The sequence below is a fragment of the Actinomyces sp. oral taxon 171 str. F0337 genome (assembly GCF_005696555.1).
In the GTDB taxonomy this organism is placed as follows: domain Bacteria; phylum Actinomycetota; class Actinomycetes; order Actinomycetales; family Actinomycetaceae; genus Actinomyces; species Actinomyces oris_E.
The window spans coordinates 1,315,401-1,332,933 of the sequence record NZ_CP040005.1; the positions used below are offsets into that span (position 1 = coordinate 1,315,401).

General features: G+C 67.8%; 14 protein-coding genes. 9 read left to right on the forward strand and 5 right to left on the reverse strand.

Annotated elements, in window-relative coordinates; translation table 11 throughout:
* Nucleotides 1–22: 22 nt before the first annotated feature.
* Complete coding sequence (locus tag FBF36_RS05865; protein WP_009397822.1) at nucleotides 23–2,134, reverse strand: glucose PTS transporter subunit IIA; 2,112 nt, start codon at nucleotides 2,132–2,134, stop codon at nucleotides 23–25.
* 377 nt (nucleotides 2,135–2,511) lie between these two features.
* On the opposite strand from FBF36_RS05865, the gene FBF36_RS05870 reads away from it, so the two are divergent.
* The 4 genes from FBF36_RS05870 (at nucleotide 2,512) to FBF36_RS05885 (ending at nucleotide 6,587) form a co-directional block, all read left to right on the forward strand.
* Entirely contained in the window at nucleotides 2,512–3,168 is a 657-nt protein-coding gene (locus FBF36_RS05870) for a hypothetical protein (RefSeq protein WP_138137281.1), read from the forward strand.
* A 48-nt stretch (nucleotides 3,169–3,216) separates the two neighbouring features.
* Nucleotides 3,217–4,875, forward strand: a complete 1,659-nt coding sequence (locus FBF36_RS05875) for an ABC-F family ATP-binding cassette domain-containing protein (RefSeq protein ID WP_192574998.1) — start codon at nucleotides 3,217–3,219, stop codon at nucleotides 4,873–4,875.
* Nucleotides 4,876–5,111: 236 nt separating this feature from the next.
* On the forward strand, nucleotides 5,112–5,504 hold the full coding sequence (locus FBF36_RS05880; protein ID WP_034493200.1) for a HesB/IscA family protein: 393 nt from the start codon (nucleotides 5,112–5,114) through the stop codon (nucleotides 5,502–5,504).
* Nucleotides 5,505–5,543: 39 nt separating this feature from the next.
* Nucleotides 5,544–6,587: an FKBP-type peptidyl-prolyl cis-trans isomerase gene (locus FBF36_RS05885; protein WP_034493197.1), complete on the forward strand. Its 1,044-nt coding sequence runs from the start codon at nucleotides 5,544–5,546 to the stop codon at nucleotides 6,585–6,587.
* A 92-nt stretch (nucleotides 6,588–6,679) separates the two neighbouring features.
* Here FBF36_RS05885 and FBF36_RS05890 read toward each other — a convergent pair whose 3' ends face one another.
* Nucleotides 6,680–7,303: a superoxide dismutase gene (locus tag FBF36_RS05890; protein ID WP_009397811.1), complete on the reverse strand. Its 624-nt coding sequence runs from the start codon at nucleotides 7,301–7,303 to the stop codon at nucleotides 6,680–6,682.
* 180 nt (nucleotides 7,304–7,483) lie between these two features.
* On the opposite strand from FBF36_RS05890, the gene FBF36_RS05895 reads away from it, so the two are divergent.
* On the forward strand, nucleotides 7,484–7,927 hold the full coding sequence (locus tag FBF36_RS05895; RefSeq protein WP_009397810.1) for a hypothetical protein: 444 nt from the start codon (nucleotides 7,484–7,486) through the stop codon (nucleotides 7,925–7,927).
* A gap of 95 nt (nucleotides 7,928–8,022) precedes the next feature.
* Here the strand turns inward: FBF36_RS05895 and FBF36_RS05900 are convergent, their stop codons facing one another.
* Both FBF36_RS05900 and FBF36_RS05905 read right to left on the reverse strand, forming a co-directional pair.
* The gene (locus tag FBF36_RS05900) at nucleotides 8,023–8,616 is read right to left on the reverse strand and encodes a class I SAM-dependent methyltransferase (protein WP_009397809.1); all 594 of its coding nucleotides are present in this window, start codon (nucleotides 8,614–8,616) and stop codon (nucleotides 8,023–8,025) included.
* 28 nt (nucleotides 8,617–8,644) lie between these two features.
* Entirely contained in the window at nucleotides 8,645–10,303 is a 1,659-nt protein-coding gene (locus FBF36_RS05905) for a DEDD exonuclease domain-containing protein (protein ID WP_412784063.1), read from the reverse strand.
* 189 nt (nucleotides 10,304–10,492) lie between these two features.
* Here FBF36_RS05905 and FBF36_RS05910 point away from each other — a divergent pair, with 189 nt between their 5' ends.
* The 4 genes from FBF36_RS05910 to FBF36_RS05925 all read left to right on the forward strand — a co-directional run bounded on the left by FBF36_RS05910 (nucleotide 10,493) and on the right by FBF36_RS05925 (nucleotide 15,379).
* Nucleotides 10,493–11,371, forward strand: coding sequence for a lysophospholipid acyltransferase family protein (locus FBF36_RS05910; protein WP_034490977.1), 879 nt, complete (start codon nucleotides 10,493–10,495; stop codon nucleotides 11,369–11,371).
* A gap of 159 nt (nucleotides 11,372–11,530) precedes the next feature.
* Nucleotides 11,531–12,760, forward strand: coding sequence for a pyrophosphate--fructose-6-phosphate 1-phosphotransferase (locus FBF36_RS05915; RefSeq protein WP_009393391.1), 1,230 nt, complete (start codon nucleotides 11,531–11,533; stop codon nucleotides 12,758–12,760).
* A gap of 238 nt (nucleotides 12,761–12,998) precedes the next feature.
* A complete protein-coding gene (locus tag FBF36_RS05920; protein WP_009393390.1) occupies nucleotides 12,999–13,934 on the forward strand; it encodes an Abi family protein in 936 nt (311 codons plus the stop codon).
* Between the two features lie 95 nt (nucleotides 13,935–14,029).
* On the forward strand, nucleotides 14,030–15,379 hold the full coding sequence (locus FBF36_RS05925; RefSeq protein WP_009393389.1) for a class II 3-deoxy-7-phosphoheptulonate synthase: 1,350 nt from the start codon (nucleotides 14,030–14,032) through the stop codon (nucleotides 15,377–15,379).
* 83 nt (nucleotides 15,380–15,462) lie between these two features.
* Here FBF36_RS05925 and pknB read toward each other — a convergent pair whose 3' ends face one another.
* On the reverse strand, nucleotides 15,463–17,490 hold the full coding sequence (gene pknB / locus FBF36_RS05930) for a Stk1 family PASTA domain-containing Ser/Thr kinase (protein WP_009393388.1): 2,028 nt from the start codon (nucleotides 17,488–17,490) through the stop codon (nucleotides 15,463–15,465).
* Between the last annotated feature and the right edge of the window lie 43 nt (nucleotides 17,491–17,533).

The window sequence follows — 17,533 nt, forward strand, 5'->3', positions numbered from 1 at the left end:
AGGTCGACGGCGTCATATGAGCTCAGGCCTCGGGCGCGGTGACCTTGATGAGGGCCTCACCGGGCTCAACCGAATCACCACCGACGACCTCGACCGAGGCGAAGGAGGCGGTGTTGGTGACGAGTACCGGAGTGGTCAGCGGGTAGCCGGCCTGCTCGATGACGGAGCGGTCCACGCGGACGAGCTCCTGACCCTCGCTGACGCGATCGCCCTGGGAGACCTTGACGTCGAAGCCCTGGCCCTCCAGGTTGACGGTGTCCAGACCCACGTGGATGAGGATCTCCACGCCGTTGTCCAGGGTGATGCCGAAGGCGTGCCCCGAGGACGGGGCCACGACGACGGTGCCGTCGGCCGGAGCCGTGACGACGATGTCGCCCTGGGGCTCCAGGCCTACGCCCTGACCGACGGCGCCCGAGGAGAACACCGGGTCGGGGACCTTGTCCAGGTCCATGGTCGTGGCCTTGAGCGGTGAGGCGATCTCAGTGACCGCGCCGGGAACGAGCGCCGGCTTGGGCGTGGGGGCCTTCGCAGTCCGGTCGCCCTCCTCAGCGGGAGCAGCAGCCGCAGCGGCGCCGTCGTCGGCCTGCTTCTTCTCAGTAGGCTCCGCTTCAGTGGAGGAGATCGTCTCACCGGCAGCGGCCGCAGCCGCACGGGCCTCGGCCCTCTCCTCCTTGGTGCGGTAGTCCGTGAGAATGATGAGAGCCATCGAGGTGGCGAAGGCCGCGGTGATGGCGATGCCGTACAGTGCCATTGGGGTGAAGACCGGGATGCTCAGCAGCGAGCTGAACACGAAGGTCGAGGCCTTGATGCCGCCGCCGATACCGGTGATGAGACCGCCCACGAGACAGCCGGCCAGCAGACGCGGGTAGATGCGCTTGAAGCGCAGGTGGATACCGTAGAGGCTCGGCTCGGAGATGCCACCGAAGAGGCCGGCGGCCAGGGCGCCGAAGGCCGTCTGACGCATGACCTTGTCCTTGTCACGAATGGCCAGGACCAGCACACCGGCGGTGGCGCCGAAGCATGCGAAGTTCCACGAGCCCATGGGGCCCTGGATGAAGTCGTAGCCCAGCGTACTGATGTTGGCCAGCATGATGGCGTTGAGGGGCCAGTGCAGACCCAGCGGCACCAGGAACGGATAGAGCAGTGGGATGACGATCGCGAAGACGATCGGGGCGCTCGTGTTGAGCCATGCCAGTCCGGATCCCAGGCCTGTACCGACCCAGATACCTACTGGACCGATGATGAAGGCCGTCACCGGCATCATGATGATGAAGGAGAAGAACGGAACAAACACCATCTGCACGTTGGAGGGAATGAGCTTGGCCAGACCCTTGTAGACCAGGGCCAGGACGGCGACCATCATGAGGGGAACGAAGACCTGGCCGCTGTAGTCGTTGAGCTGCATGGGAACGCCCGCGACATGTGCGACGCACAGGTCCTTGTTCAACGTGGCGTTGTGGGTGCAGGTCGATCCGATCGCCTTGCTGAGGTCAACGAATTGAGGCGTCATCAGCGCTGCCATGACCGAGGCACCGACCCAGGGGTCGATGTTGAGCTTCTTGGCGGCGTTGTAGGCCACCATGATGGGCAGGAAGTGGAACACCGACTTGTACATGGCTTCCGCGAAGACCTGTGCGGCGGGCTTGTCCTCGGCCGTCAGGTTCGGATCACTGGCATTGATGACGCCGAACGCATCCAGTACCGCAAGACCGGCGATGATGAGCGACGCGCCCAGCAGCACCGGCAGCAGGGGACGGAAGGAGTCGGACAGGTACTCGAAGAAGGCGTCGACGTAGGCGTTCTTGCCGCGGGCCTTGGCGCGGGCGGCGGCCTTGACGTCGGCGTCGGACTGATCCGAGCCGGATGATCCTCCCCGGCTCTTCATGGCCGGCAGGTTGTTGATCTCGTCGTACACGCTCTGCACGGCACCACCGATGACGATCTGGTAGCGGTCCCCGGACTGGGGGACGGCGCCCATGACACCCGGAATGGTCTCGACGGCCGCCTTGTCGATGCCGGAGGCGTCCTTGAGCTCGAAGCGCAGTCGGGTGGCGCAGTGGGTGAAATGGATGATGTTCTCGGCGCCGCCCACGGCGTCGAGGATTGCCTCAGGGGTTGAGGTCGTGGTTGCCATTCGGGCCCTTTCCTACTGAGCGAGGGTGACGAGGACGGTGGATGCACCCCGGTGCGCTCCGAGTCCCCGATGGGCTCGCTCTCGGTGGTGGGGATCTGACACCTCGTGCGCCACGCGGGCGCAAAGAAGGTGGTTGAGGAAGAGGGTACTGTCTCACGGCTCAGAACAAAAAGGGAACAGTCCGTCCGGATGGTGCCCGTACCCTGCTCGAGATGGCCGACGGCCACGGAATCTGCCCGATCCCGGTATCCACTGGCACCTGTTTGCGCAGGTGAGGCTCTTTGTGCGCACAGGCACTCAGACCAGTGGGTGCGTCGGCGGAGTGGTTTTTGCACGCTTGAGGCGCACTGACCCCGCCTCAAGCGAAGGAGCTCAACATGAGCGCGCAGACCTCCCTGGCTGCACAGCCGGTACCGCCGGTCCTAGCGAACATCCCGATTCGCCCACCCACCACGACTCCGCCTCCCGTTCCGGCCTCGACCGGCTCGCCCGATTCGCCGCGCCTTTACGGTCCACCGGGGTGGACGGTGCGCATCGGCCTGTGGCGCCTGATTGAGCCCTGGCTCGATGCCCCGCGCTGCCTGCCGGGGGAGACGCCACTGCGCCTGGATGCCCTGGGCGCCCCGGTGAGCGACTACGTGCCCTTCCGTGGGATGGACGCCGCCACGGCGGCCGACCTGCTCCTGCGGCTGCCGGCTGCGGCACTGAGCGACCGCCAGAACCTCGCCCCGACCCTCAAGACGATGCTGACTGCCTGCGCCGGAGCGGACGGGCAGGTGCGCCTGTCCGGATACGGCATCGGCCCTCAGCGCGAGGACGAGCGTCTGAGCGCCGAGGCCCTGTGGGTCGCCGACGCCGACCTGCAGGGCTACGAGGTCCTCGCCGAGCACAGCCGGGCCTGTCAGTGCTCCGCGCTGTGGGAGAGGGTCAAGGAGCGTTACGAGCTCGACGCCAGGTGCATTCCTGACGACATCGTGCGCACCCGGCCCGAGTGGGCCGGCGGCGGGGTCGGCTGGTGGATGTGGTGGGACTGATAGGTCCGTTGCGGCGGGCAGGACCAGCAGGCCCGTACGATGGCGCGCGTGATCAATGTCCAGGACCTCACCATGCGTATCGGTGCCCGCCAGCTCGTCGCTCACGCCGGCTTCCGGGTCGACAAGGGGATGCGCATCGGCCTCGTGGGCCGCAACGGCGCAGGCAAGACCACCATGACCAAGCTGCTCGCCGCCGCTTCCGTGGCCCAGGGCGCAGGCCGCGCCGTCAACGACGCCGATGAGCGCCACGGCCTGGAGGCCGTCGAGCACGAGGGCACGATCACCTGCACGAGCTCGGTGGGCTACCTGCCCCAGGACACCAAGGTCGGAGACCTCAGTGAGATCGCCCGGGACCGGATCCTCTCGGCCCGCGGCATCGACGCGCTCCTGGCCCGCATCCGCAAGGCCGAGGAGCGCATCGCCGTCACCGAGGGGGAGGCCCAGGCCAAGGCCCTGGACCGCTATACGCGCCTGGACCACGAGTTCACCATGGCCGGCGGATACGCCGCCGCCTCGGAGGCCGCTCGCATCAGTGCCGCCCTGGGCCTGCCCGACCGCGTCCTCGACCAGCCCATCGGCACGCTCTCAGGCGGCCAGCGCCGTCGGGTCGAGCTCTCCCGGGTCCTGTTCCAGCAGCCCGACACGCTCCTGCTCGACGAGCCCACCAACCACCTCGACCACGACTCGATCCTGTGGCTACGAGACCACCTGCGCACCTACGCCGGGGGCTTCATCGTCATCAGTCACGACGTCGAGCTCCTGCGTGACACCGTCAACCAGGTCATGTACCTCGACGCCGGCCGCGGGGTCCTCGACGTCTACCACCTGGGTTGGGACGCCTACCTCAAGCAGCGTGCCGACGACGAGCACCGGCGCCGTCGAGAGCGCGCCAACGCGGAGAAGAAGGCCGCCGCCCTGCGGGCCCAGGGGGAGAAGATGCGGGCCAAGGCCACCAAGGCCGTGGCCGCCCAGCAGATGCTCAAGCGGGCCGAGCGCCTCATGGCCGATCTGGAGGACGAGGCCGCCGTGGAGAAGGTCGCCCACCTGCGCTTCCCCGACCCGGCCCCCTGCGGCAAGACCCCGCTGCGCGCCGCCGGACTGTCCAAGGCCTACGGCTCCCTGGAGGTCTTCGCCGGCGTGGACCTGGCCATCGACCGCGGCAGCCGGGTCGTGGTCCTGGGCCTCAACGGCGCCGGCAAGACCACGCTCCTGCGCCTGCTCGGCGGGGTGGAGGAGCCCGACTCCGGCGAGGTCATCCCCGGCCACGGCCTCAAGATCGGCTACTACGCCCAGGAGCACGAGACCATCGACACCGCGGCGACCGTCGTGGAGAACCTGCGCCGCGCCGCCCCCGGCATGGACGACACCCAGGTGCGCAGCGTCCTGGGATCCTTCCTCTTCTCGGGCTCGGACGCCGACAAGCCCGCCCGGGTCCTCTCCGGAGGGGAGAAGACCCGCCTGGCCCTGGCCATGCTCGTGGTCTCCAGCGCCAACGTCCTCCTGCTCGACGAGCCCACGAACAACCTCGACCCCGCCAGCCGCGAGGAGATCCTCGGGGCGCTGGGCACCTTCGCCGGTGCCGTCGTCCTGGTCACCCACGATGAGGGCGCTGTCGAGGCCCTGAACCCCGACCGGGTCCTCCTGCTGCCCGACGGCGACGAGGACCTGTGGGGGCCGGAGTACCTCGAGCTGGTGGCCCTGGCCTGAGGATGTGATCGTCTCCCTCCCGCCCCAGAGGCGACGCCGTCGGACACAGTGAGTCCCCTCACCCCGGCTCCGGGGCGAGGACCGCGTAGGGTTGTCACCAGGAACAAGGCATCCGGATGGAGCGTTGGCTCCGGTGGATCCTCACGGCTCTCGTCAGGAGGGCCGCCGCAGGACCTTCGGCGGCGCCACACTGAGCGCCGCGGATACACGTAGGCATACCAGACCAGGAGATGACCATGGCAGAGACCACCCTGACCGACACCACTGACATCGAGGCCCCCGAGCACGAGGTCATCCTCACCGAGACCGCCGCCGCGAAGGTCGCCAGCCTCCTGGCCCAGGAGGGGCGTGACGACCTGCGCCTGCGCGTGGCCGTCCAGCCCGGCGGCTGCTCCGGCCTGGTCTACCAGCTCTACTTCGACGAGCGGCTCCTGGACGGCGACGCCGTGCGCGCCTTCCCCACGGGCAGTGACGAGATGGCCAGCGTTGAGGTGGTCGTCGACCGCATGAGCGTGCCCTACCTGTCGGGCGCCACCATCGACTTCGCCGACACCATCGAGAAGCAGGGCTTCACCATCGACAACCCCAACGCCGCCGGAAGCTGCGCCTGCGGCGAGTCCTTCCACTGATCCCTCCCGCGCAGGCCCTCCCTCACGCAAGGAGCTCATGTGCGCCGCACATCCCTGACCCTGACTGCCCTGGCCGCGGCCGCCTGCCTCGCGCTGGCCGGCTGCTCGGGGTCGTCCTCCTCCTCAGCATCGGCGTCCAAGGTCGCTGCCTCCGAGACCCCGGTGCCGGCGGCCACGGCGCCCGTGGACTGCTCCACCCTGACGATCGACTCCGACTCCGAGTCGTTGCCGGCCGTCGGTGGTGACGCGGGCAAACAGCCCACTGTGACCTGGAAGAAGGATGCGCAGGCACCTAAGAACCTCACCGTCAAGACGTTGACGAAGGGGAACGGGGCTGAGATCGACGCCGCCGGTGTGGTCAAGGCCAACTACACGGGCTGGCAGTGGGACGGCACCGACCCCTTCGACACCTCCTTCAAGAGCGGCGCACCGGTGACCTTCCCGCTGGGGAACGTGATCCAGGGATGGAAGTGCGGTCTGGCCGGGCACCACGTGGGTGACCGGGTCGTCATGTCGATTCCCCCGGAGCTGGCCTACGGCAACAAGGCGGCCCAGGATGCTCAGGCCGCCCAGGCCGGCGGCGCCCAGCAGCAGGGGCAGCAGAACCCGGCCGGGACGCTCGTGTTCGTCGTCGAGATCGTCGACGGCGTCAGCGGCAAGATCTCCGGCGGCTCGGCCTCGGCCACGATGGAGGGAGAGGAAGCCGTCAGTCAGCGCGGCATCACGGTCAGCGGTGAGCTCGGCCAGCCGGCGAAGCTCTCCATCGGGGCCGATGCCGCCCAGCCGGCCAAGTCCGAGGTCATCGTGCTGGCGCGCGGCTCCGGTCCGGCCATCAAGGAGAGCTCCACGGCCGTGATGAACATTGCCGGAAACTACTGGGACGGATCCCAGCCGTCCAACACCTGGGAGCAGCACGCCGCCGAGTCGATCAACATGGCGCAGGCACAGCAGTCCGTTCCGGGACTGATCGGTGTGCCGGAAGGCTCCCGAATCGTGGTGCTCATGCCGCCGGTGCAGGCTACGGGCCAGCAGCAGGGGATCCCGGCGTCGGCTTACGTCATGGACGTTGAGAAGGTTTTCTAGCAAGAGCTGTTTAGCAGCGCCAGACATGGCTGTGGCCGCGCCCCTCAAGGGGCGCGGCCACAGCCTTTCTCGTACGCTGCCGGGGCTCGGCGTCAGCGGACGATGAGACCCTGGGCCTTGGCGACGGCGTCGGCCAGGCGCTCGGAGACGTCCTGCCAGTTGGCGATGTTCCAGACGGCCTTGACGTAATCGGCCTTGACGTTGAGGTAGTCGAGGTAGAAGGCGTGCTCCCACATGTCCACCATGAACAGCGGGATAGTGCCCACGGGCACGTTGCCCTGCTGGTCGAAGAGCTGGAAGGTGACGAGCTTTCCGGAGATGGAGTCGTAGGCGAGCACGGCCCAGCCCGAGCCCTGGATGCCCATGGCGGTGGCGGTGAACTGCGCCTGGAACTTCTCGAAGGAGCCGAAGGAGTCCTTGATGGCCTCCGCGAGCTCGCCCTCGGGCTGACCTCCGCCATTGGGGGAGAGGTTCTTCCAGAAGATGGAGTGGTTGGTGTGGCCGCCCAGGTTGAAGGCGAGGTTCTTCTCCCACAGGTTGATGGCGGCCAGGTCGCCGGCCTCGCGGGCGGCGGCCAGGGCCTCCAGGGCGGCGTTCGCGCCGGTGACGTAGGCGGCGTGGTGCTTGTCGTGGTGGAGCTCCATGATCTTGCCGGAGATGTGGGGCTCCAGGGCGGCGTAGTCGTAGGGGAGCTCGGGAAGGGTGTACACGGCCATCAAGGACTGCCTTTCGGTGAGTGAGGTGGCTTCAGTCCCGTCTCAGCAGGGCTCGTTAGGACTGAAGTCCTGAACATGACTCATGCTAGACGGGGGGCCGGAAGAGGGATAGTGAGCCTCCATGTGATTACACTGACCGCGGAAACACTGCCGTCCGTACCCGTCCACGAAGGATCCGATATGACCGACCAGGCTGCTTCCGCCCGCCTCGAGCTTCTCGTCTTCTCCGACGACGCCACCGTGCGTCAGGAGGTCATTGACGGTGTCGGGCGCCGACCGGCCAAGGGCCTGCCACTGGTGACCTGGACCGAGGCGGCCACCGCCGAGGGTGTGCGCATGGCCATCAAGGACCGTGAGAAGGAGGACCGGCCGCCCTTCGACGCACTGGTCCTGGACGCCGAGGCCAAGAAGCTCGGCGGCATGGGCCTGGCCCACGAGCTGTTCACCGAGCTCGACGAGCGTCCCGCCGTCGTCCTGCTGACCGCCCGCCCCCAGGACGACTGGCTGGCCGCCTGGGCCAAGGCGGAGGTCGTCGTGCCCCGGCCCCTGGACCCGCTGAGCCTCCAGGAGGGCGTCACCAAGGCCCTCACCGCCCGCCGCGGCACCGTCACCCCCGCCGGCTGAGCTCGGCTCCGCCCCGACTGTCCGACGTCGAAGCCGGCCTGACCCATCTGGCCGTAACCGCGTCGCCTTCGTTCCGCGTGCGCTGAAGCGGCCTTCTAAACCGCGCGGCAGGAGATGCTGCCGTGGTCGCGTGCGCCGGCGACCTTGCGACGCTCCGCGTCCAGGACATCGAACCCGCTGCGCTCCAGAAGCGAGCCCAGGTCCTGCAGGGGCCAGTAGTAGGCCGGGACGACCGCGTGCGGGAACGCCTCGACCCGGTCCCCGGCGAAGAACCCGATGAGCAGGCTCCCTCGCGGCTGGAGACTGTCTCTCAAGGACGCCAGCGTTCCGGGCAGCTCCTGAGGCGGGATGTGAATGAGGGAGTACCAGGCCAGGACGGCACCATAGGAGCTCGCGGGCAGACAGCCGGAGGAGCCCTGCCGATAGGTCACGTGCGGGTGCTGGGCGCGGGCGATCTCGATGAAGCCCTCGACCGGGTCCACTCCTTCGACCTCCAGGCCCAGGCCATGAAGATAAGCGGTCCAGTGCCCCGGCCCGCACCCCAGATCAACGATCCGTCCTTGCACCCCTCGCGCCCATCGGGCGATGAGCTGCCGATCCTCCTGCGCCGTCGCCGCCATATGGCCAAGCGCCTCCGCGTACTCCTCAGCGCGAGCGCTGTAGGCCGACCACACATGACTGGAGCTCATTGCGCCGAGCCTACAAGGAGCCGAGCCCTCATTCCTCCGAGGCCAGGACCTTGCGATGGCGGACGGCCGCACCGATCGGCCACGTGAGCACGGCTGGGTCTCCGTCGATCTCCACGATGCGAGCGCCCTCCTCCAGGACCCAGTCGGCCAGCAGGCTCGTCTCCTCAATGCTCGCCACCTCACCGACCCGGCCGGGCCTCTCAACGACCCGGGCGCTGGCGCGCAGCAGCTCGACGGCGGGACGCGGGTCGGCACCCGGCGCGGTCGTCATGGATCCGGCCAGCACGCCCCAGCGCACCACCACCAGCTCCCAGCCTCCGACCTCGCGCCGGCGGGCCGCCATGAGATGAGGGCAGGCCAGCAGGGGCCGCACCCGCTCGGCCCGGTCCACCGCCCGCAGCAGGCAGCGCAGACGGGCCGTCCAGGTCCCGGCCTCCTCATAACGCTCGGCCCGGGACAGTGCCGCGATGCGCTCCAGCAGGGGAGCGGCCACCCGGTCGACCTCGCCCGACAGGCAGGCCAGCACCTCGGCCGGCTCAGCCGGGACGTCGTCGCGGCGCACCCGGCGCAGCGCGCGCCCGTCCCAGCGGCCCAGACGCAGCACCGACTCGGCGGCGCGCAGGGCATCCTGACCCCTGCCACGTGAGGCGAAGGGGCCCACCGCATGGCCGACCTCCTCCGTGGGCAGCACGGTGGTGAGCGTCAACCGCGGCTCGGCCCCCGGGCCTGAGCCCTGGGCCAGGTGAAGCCAGGGCCGGCGCCGCGGGGCCCGGGAGCGGCGGTTGACCGGCGGGTCGAGCTCGGCGATCATCCGCAGCTCGCGCACCCGCGCCTCGATGAGCGTGGGTGTGGCGATGTGCCGCACGCTCACGGTGGTGTCCAGCATCTGCGCCACCTGGCGGCGTTTCTCCGCGGCGGTGAAGTAGGAGCGCACCCGGCGCTTGAGGTCCACGGCGCTGCCCACGTAGAGCACCTGGTCGGCCGCCGAACGGAACTGGTAGACGCCGGGGCCGCTGGGCAGGGCGTCGGCCAGGCGGCTCTTGGCCCGGCGCTTGGCAGGGACCGGGTCGGAGGCGGTGGCCAGGTCCTCCAGGTGCGTGACGCCGAGCGGCGCCATGACCTCCAGGGCCGCGTGCAGCACGTCCACGGTGGCGCGAGCGTCATCCAGGGCCCGGTGCGAGGGACGGGTCCGGGATCCCACGAAGGCGGCCAACGTCCCCAGCTTGTGGTTGGGCACCTCGCTGCGGGTCCAGGCCTTGCGGGCCAGCGCCAGCGTGTCCAGAACGCGGGGCTCTGGCCACTCCAGGCCCAGGGCCGCCGCAGCGCCTCGCAGGTGACCGACGTCGAAGCGGGCGTTGTGGGCCACGAGGACGACGTCGTCGGCCAGCAGGTCCGCCCAGGACAGGAAGGCCTCCACGCAGGTGCTCACGCCGGGGGCGCCGGCCACCATGGCGTTCGTGATGCCGGTGAGCATGGTGATCTGGGCGGGGATGGCGACGCCGGGGTTGACCAGGGTGGAGAAGTCCGCCAGCACCTGCCCGCCACGTACCTTGACGGCCCCGATCTCGGTGAGGGAGCGAGCGCCCGGCGCCCCGCCGGTGGTCTCCAGGTCCACCACGACGAAGGTCGCCCGTTCCAGGGGCGTGCCCATGTCTGCGAAGGACACCTGGGTCCCGACGGTGCTCACCGTCGCAGGCTAGAGGATGGCAGTGACGCGCATCCTCTCTGGCAGTCGGGAAGTCGGTGCGAGCAGGGTGGGAAGCACCCTAGAATCATCCCCATACCCGAGCGGCACCGCCGGCTCCGGTGCCGTCCGTCTCCGATGGTGCAGGACCGTGTGGTGGCCGCCCAGCCAGCAGTTCACAGGAGGCCCCGCGTGGGATACGGACCCATCAAGGCAACAGTCGGCCCGGCCCTGGAGATGCTCTATCAGCCCTGGATCCGCGGTGAGGAGAACATTCCCGCCGAGGGTGCGGCGATCCTGGCCTCCAACCACCTGGCGGTCATCGACTCCTTCTTCCTGCCGCTGCTGGTGGACCGCGAGGTCGCCTTCATCGGCAAGGCTGACTACTTCACCGGCAAGGGCGTCAAGGGCTGGGCGGTGAAGAACTTCATGAAGACCGTGGGCACCATCCCCGTGGACCGCTCCGGCGGCAAGGCATCCCAGGCGGCGCTCCAGGCCGGCATCGACCGCCTGCGCTCGGGGCAGCTCTTCGGCATCTACCCCGAGGGCACGCGCAGCCCCGACGGGCGCCTCTACCGTGGCAAGACCGGCGTGGCCCGTATCGCTCTGGCCACCGGTGCCCCCGTGGTGCCCGTGGCGATGATCGGCTCCAACCTGGCCCAGCCGATCGGCAAGTCCATCCCCTCCACCCGTCACCGCGTGGGCATCGTCATCGGCGAGCCGCTGGACTTCTCCCGCTACAAGGGCCTGGAGAACGACCGTTTCGTGCTGCGCTCCATCACCGACGAGATCATGTACGCCCTCATGGCCCTCTCCGGTCAGGAGTACGTGGACCTCTACGCCGCCGACGTCAAGAAGGCCATGGACACGGACAAGAAGACCGCCGACGAGGTCGTCACCGAGATGCTCGCCGCGCAGGCGCAGGCCCGGCCCTCGGCCGCCCCCGTGGCCGCGCCCGGTGGCCGCCCCGCCCCCGATGTCTCCGTGCCCGAGCCGCCCGAGGACAAGAGCGGCAAGGACAAGAAGAAGGACAAGACTGCCGACGACGAGGCCGACCCCGGCGCCGAGTAGGGACTTGAGGGACGGGCAGCTATCCCGGCCTCCTGATTCTGTCCGGTGGGTCCCTGTCAGCGGCTACCAATGGCACGTAGACTGACGCCCGGTGCGGCCCGTGCCGCACGATCCGGCCGGGGCGCTGACCCCGAGTACCCACAACCCGAAAGGTTCCCGATGTCGATTCGTCGCGTCGCCCTGCTCACCGCTGGCGGTTTCGCCCCCTGTCTGTCCGCCGCCGTCGGCGACCTCATCGAGCGCTACACGCAGGTCGCTCCCGAGGTCGAGATCATCGCCTACCAGTACGGTTACCACGGCCTGCTCACCGGCAACTACATCGTCATCGATGACGAGGCCCGCAAGAACGCCGGCATCCTGCGCGACTTCGGCGGGTCCCCGATCGGCAACTCCCGCGTCAAGCTGACCAACGCCAAGAACCTCGTCGAGCGCGGCCTCGTCGAGGAGGGCGTCAACCCCCTGGAGTTCGCCGCCGAGCAGCTGCGTAAGGACGGCGTCGACGTCCTGCACACCATCGGTGGCGACGACACCAACACCACCGCAGCGGACCTGGCCGCCTACCTCCACGAGAACGACTACGAGCTCACCGTCGTCGGCCTGCCCAAGACCATCGACAACGACGTCGTCCCGGTCCGCCAGTCCCTGGGCGCCTGGACCGCGGCCGACGAGGGCGCCGGCTTCGCCTTCAACATCATCGGCGAGCACCGCTCCAACCCCCGCATGCTCATCGTCCACGAGTGCATGGGCCGCAACTGCGGCTACCTCACCGCTGAGACCGCCCGCCGCTACCATGACCTGCTCCAGACCAAGCAGTGGGCCCCCTCCCTCGGCCTGACCAAGGAGCGCTGGGACGTCCACGCCGTCTTCATCCCCGAGATGAAGCTCGACATCGCCGCCGAGGCCGAGCGCCTCAAGGCCATCATGGACGAGCAGGGCAACGTCAACATCTTCCTGTCCGAGGGCGCCGGCGTCCCCGAGATCATCGCGGAGATGGAGGCCGCCGGCCAGGAGGTCCAGCGTGATCCCTTCGGCCACGTCAAGCTCGACACCATTAACCCCGGCCAGTGGTTCGCCAAGCAGTTCGCCGAGCTCATCGGCGCCGAGAAGGTCATGGTCCAGAAGTCCGGCTACTACTCGCGGGCCGCTCACGCCAATGCCGAGGACCTCGCCCTCATCAAGAGGATGTGCGACCTGGCCGTCGACTGCGCCCTGCGCGGCGAGTCCGGCGTCATCGGCCAGGACGAGGAGAACAACGACGAGCTCACCGCGATCGCCTTCCCGCGCATCGCCGGCGCCAAGCCCTTCGACATCACCCAGCAGTGGTTCACCGACCTCATGGCCGACCTGGGCCAGAAGGTCGAGCCGGCCGAGGTCGCCCCCGAGCACTGAGGCTGAGTTCGCGTCATGTGGTGCGCTCGCCTTCGAGGTCAGTGACATGAGGAACATCACTGACCTCGAAGGCGAGTTTTCTGTGCGACTGAATGAGTGTCCGTCTGACGGGGGCGCAACTTCGAGACGCGCGCCGCATGACATGAGACTCCTATGTTGCTAGACTTAAGACAATCGCCCCCCGGCCAGGCCTCGTCATGAGGCAGACTAGGCCGGGGCCTTTTCCTTTGGAGTGGGTATGGCTAAAGAGTGGTTGAGCTACCAGGAACAAGTTTCTCGACTTCAAGAACGAGGTCTTGTTGTTGCTAATGCCGACGCTTGTGAGCGTTTTCTTTCTGAGGTCAGTTATTATCGTTTTTCGGGTTACTTCCGTTACTGGCAGAAGGATCCGATGTATGGTGATGATCGGTTCCTCGAGGGTGTGCATGTAGATGTCATCGAAGATGTATATCGCAAGGAGGGTGAGGTTGCGGACGTCGTATTTGCTGCGATAAGGCGTTTTGAGATCCTTCTTCGAACCAGATTTTCATACTTCTACGGAGAGCGTGTGGGGTCGGGGTGGAATCTTGTGCGAGGTGAGGGACTTGCCTCTCCTTCAGGCATAGATCGCTCAGATGTCGGTGCCCATGTTCTACGAGACCTCAACCGGAGCAAAGAGGCATTCGTTGGCCGCTACCGCGATGATCGCGAGGTCGATGGTCATGGAGTCTTCACTGTTGACGCATACCGTGATCTTCCAGTGTGGGTTGCGGCTGAAGTTCTCTCGTTTGGTGTCTTGTCTCGCTGCGTCGAAGCCTCTGTTGACTCTGGAGTACTCAATGATATTGCCGGTTCGATAAATGTGTCGAAATCAATTCTTCCTGGTCAAATTAAATCGCTCGTGTATCTGCGTAACCGCATAGCTCATCATGCAAGGATCTGGAATCACTCCGTGCTTGATGCGCCAGCGCTTCCCGGCGGAAGAAAGGCTAGGAAGCGGGTAGAACGCGAATACGGTAAGTTCGATCCAAGATCTGTGTATTGCATTTTAGTTGTCCTTGATGTTCTGCTCAAACGCGCTTCACTCGAGGGTGATTGGTTCTGTTCTGAGATAGTTCCTAGACTTGCTGACAACCGGTTCCTGGACCGGGGAATTCGTTACCCGAGAAAATATGGAGAGATGGATCTCTCCTAGGGTGAAGTGCGGCCACGCTGAGAGCGTCCCCACTCGTTTCGCGATGCGGCGCCGATCCCGGGCAATATCCCGACTGGCCTATACTGACGGGCGTGATGAACGAGCTCTCCGCCGCCCGTACGGACGCCCAGGCCCCCGCATGGCGCCACCTGCCCGCCCTCCAGCAGCCCGCCTATCCCGATGAGGCTGCGCTGGCCGACGTGGTGGCGGATCTGCGCCGTCGGCCCCCGCTCGTCTTCGCCGGAGAGGTCGACTCCCTGCGTGAGCTCATCGCCCAGGCCAGTGCCGGAGATGCCTTCGTCCTCATGGGTGGGGACTGCGCAGAGTCCTTCACCCACAACACGGCCGACAACATCCGCCTCAAGGTCCAGACCATCCTCCAGATGGCCGCGGTCCTCACCTATGGCGCCTCCACGCCCGTGGTCAAGATCGGCCGCATGGCCGGCCAGTACGCCAAGCCCCGCAGCTCGGACACCGAGACCCGCGGTGAGGTCACCCTGCCCGCCTTCCGCGGCGACTCCGTCAACGGCCACGAGTTCACCTCCGAGGCCCGCATCCCCGACCCCACGCGCATGCTGGACGCCTACCTGCGCTCGGGCACCACCCTCAACCTCATCCGAGCCTTCACGATGGGTGGCTACGCGGACCTGCGCGAGGTCCACTCCTGGAACCGCGGTTTCACCGCCAACCCCGCCTACAAGCGCTTCGAGTCCTTCGCCGACGAGCTCGACCGGGCCATGCGGTTCATGGAGGCCGCCGGCGTCGACTTCGAGGCCCTGCGTCAGGTCGACTTCTACGCGGCCCACGAGGCCCTCCTTCTGGAGTACGAGGATGCCATGATCCGCGAGGACTCCCGCACCGGGCGCCTCTACGACACCTCCGCCCACATGCTCTGGGTGGGGGAGCGCACCCGCGAGGCCGACGGCGCCCACGTCGCCATCCTCGCCGGCGTCCACAACCCCGTGGGCGTCAAGGTCGGCCCCTCCACGTCCCCCGACGACGTCACCCGGCTCATGGAGCGTCTCAACCCCGACGGTCTTCCCGGACGCCTGTCCCTCATCACCCGCATGGGCGCCGACCGCATCCGCGATGCCCTCCCGGCACTGGTGGAGGCGGTGCGAGCCGACGGGCGTCCCGTCACCTGGATCGCTGACCCCATGCACGGCAACACCATCACCTCGGACAACGGCTACAAGACCCGCCGCTTCGAGACGATCCTCGACGAGATCCGAGGCTTCTTCGAGGTGCACCGCTCCCTGGGCACCGCCCCGGGCGGCATCCACGTCGAGCTCACCGGCGACGACGTCACCGAGGTCCTCGGTGGGGGCGAGCACATCGACGAGGCCGGCCTGGCTGAGCACTACGAGACCCTCGTCGACCCGCGCCTCAATCACCAGCAGTCCCTCGAGGTCGCCTTCGAGATCGCCGAGATGCTCAAGGGCTGAAAACCTCCGCCGAGAACCCGCCCGCGCTGCGGGGGCCGGCGAAACGTGGCCCGGTCCGCCTCGGCGGAACCGGACCACAGCCGTCAGAAGATGTTGATGGTGACCCTGGAGTCCGGCTTGACGCTGGAGCCCGGTGCGGGGTCGGTGGAACGCACCGTCCCGAAGGGGCCTCCCAGGCGCTTGTTGACCTCCACCTTCAGCCCGGCCTCCTCGAGGATCTTCTTGGCCTCATCCTGGCTCTTGCCGGTCACGTCGGGGATCGTCACCTTCTCCGGCCCCTTGGAGACGGTCAGGTCCACCGAGTCGCCCTTGTAGTAGCCCGACGCCCCGGCGATGGGGGAGGAGGAGATGACGTTCCCCTTGGCCACGGAGTCGGAGTAGCCCTTGCCGACCTTGCCCTTCTTCAGGCCGGCGTCCTCCAGCGCCTTCTTGGCCTCGTCCTCGCTCAGACCGGTCACGTCGGGGATCGTGGCCGGCTCCTTGCCCTTGGAGACGACGAGCGCGACCTTCTCAGTGTGTTTGATGACCTTGCCGGCCTTGGGGTCGGAGGAGATGACTTTGCCCGAGTCAACGCTGGCGGAGTACTCCTCGGTGACGTCCCCCGGGGTCAGGCCGGCGGCCTTGATCGCGGCCGTGGCCTGGTCCTTGGTCTTCCCGACGACGTCGGGAACGGTCTTGGTCTCCACGCCTCGGGAGACAGCGGTGGTGACGACCTGGCCGAGTCCCACCTTCTGTCCCGCCTTCGGGCGGCAGGAGACAATGCTGCCGGCCGGTACCGTGTCGGAGTAGACGCGCTCGGGCGTACCCCAGTCGAGCCCCTGCTTCTCCAGGGCGAGCTGCGCCTGGTCCTCAGACATGCCGACAATGTCGGGTACGGCAACTCTCCTGCCCGGACCGGCCGTCAGGTACCAGGTTGCGCTCGCCCCGGTCCCGGCCATGGCCAGCAGCCCGATGATGACGGCGCGACGGCGACTGAGGCCGCCGGTGCCCTTCCTCCGGGTGGGGACGGTGGTGGTCTTCTGGGCATCGGCCGCCACGGCCTTGCGCGAGAGCGCACGTGTTCTCCCCTTGGAGTCCGGGCCGATGGAACCGATAGGAAGGGAGACGGTGCGCATACCGGCGTGCGACGAGGAGTCCTCAGCTGAGGAGTCGTCGGCATCGTCCTGGGACTCGTCACCGATGGCGGAGCGTGCGGCCTGGGCGTTGGCCGTCATGACCTCCTGGGTGCGGATTGAGCCGGTTCCGCCTCCGCGGCGCACGGAGAGCTCGGAGTCGGTGAGCTCGTCGACGACGTTCCGCAGCAGCGCCAGTGCCTCGTCGGCGTCGGCCGGGCGCTCCTGCGGCTCACGGCGCGTCATGGTGGCCACGAGCTCATCGACGTCGGCCGGCATCTCGGGCACCAGCTTGGAGGGCAGGGGCACGTCCTCGTGGACATTGCGGAAGGCGATCTGGATGGGGGAGTCCGCGGTGAAGGGCTGCTCGCCGGTGAGGAGCTCGTAGAGGACCACTCCGGCGGAGAAGACGTCGGCGCGAGAGGTGGACTCCCCGGAGGTGATGAGCTCGGGCGCCAGGTAGGCGACCGTGCCCAGCACGTTGCCCGTCGTTGTCTGCGTCACCTCCGTGACCGCTCGGGCCAGGCCGAAGTCGGCAACCTTGGCCACAGAGCCGTCCGAGGGCAGCAGGACGTTCTCCGGCTTGATGTCGCGGTGGACCAGGCCGGCCCGATGGGCGGCGCCGAGCGGGCGCAGCAGCTGGGCCACCAGGCCCAGGGCCTCCTTGACCGACAACGGTCCTGCTGCGATGAGGTCGCGCAGCGTGGGCCCCTCGACATACTCCATGACGAGGTAGGCCACCCCGTCGAGGCTGCCCTGGTCGAAGACTGCCACCACGCCGGGGTTGGACAGGCGTGCCGCGGCCCGGGCCTCACGGCGGAAGCGCGAGACGAAGTCGGGGGAGTCGGCCAGGTGGGCGTGCATGAGCTTGAGCGCCACGGTCCGGTCCAGGCGACGGTCATGGGCGCGGTAGACGGTGGCCATCCCGCCGCGCGCAAGGCGATCGACGATCTCGTAGCGAGAGTCGACCAGCCGACCAATGAGGGGATCTGTGACCACGGGCGCGATTCTACGATGCCGGTAGTGAGGTGACAGCCGCACG

Bases quoted from the DNA above. Each gene is read 5' to 3' on its own strand.
- FBF36_RS05925 (WP_009393389.1), top strand. From the start codon at position 14,030: ATGAACGAGCTCTCCGCCGCCCGTACGGACGCCCAGGCCCCCGCATGG.
- FBF36_RS05895 (WP_009397810.1), top strand. From the start codon at position 7,484: ATGACCGACCAGGCTGCTTCCGCCCGCCTCGAGCTTCTCGTCTTCTCC.
- FBF36_RS05900 (WP_009397809.1), bottom strand. From the start codon at position 8,616: ATGAGCTCCAGTCATGTGTGGTCGGCCTACAGCGCTCGCGCTGAGGAG.
- FBF36_RS05920 (WP_009393390.1), top strand. From the start codon at position 12,999: ATGGCTAAAGAGTGGTTGAGCTACCAGGAACAAGTTTCTCGACTTCAA.
- FBF36_RS05870 (WP_138137281.1), top strand. From the start codon at position 2,512: ATGAGCGCGCAGACCTCCCTGGCTGCACAGCCGGTACCGCCGGTCCTA.
- FBF36_RS05880 (WP_034493200.1), top strand. From the start codon at position 5,112: ATGGCAGAGACCACCCTGACCGACACCACTGACATCGAGGCCCCCGAG.
- FBF36_RS05890 (WP_009397811.1), bottom strand. From the start codon at position 7,303: ATGGCCGTGTACACCCTTCCCGAGCTCCCCTACGACTACGCCGCCCTG.
- FBF36_RS05915 (WP_009393391.1), top strand. From the start codon at position 11,531: ATGTCGATTCGTCGCGTCGCCCTGCTCACCGCTGGCGGTTTCGCCCCC.
- FBF36_RS05865 (WP_009397822.1), bottom strand. From the start codon at position 2,134: ATGGCAACCACGACCTCAACCCCTGAGGCAATCCTCGACGCCGTGGGC.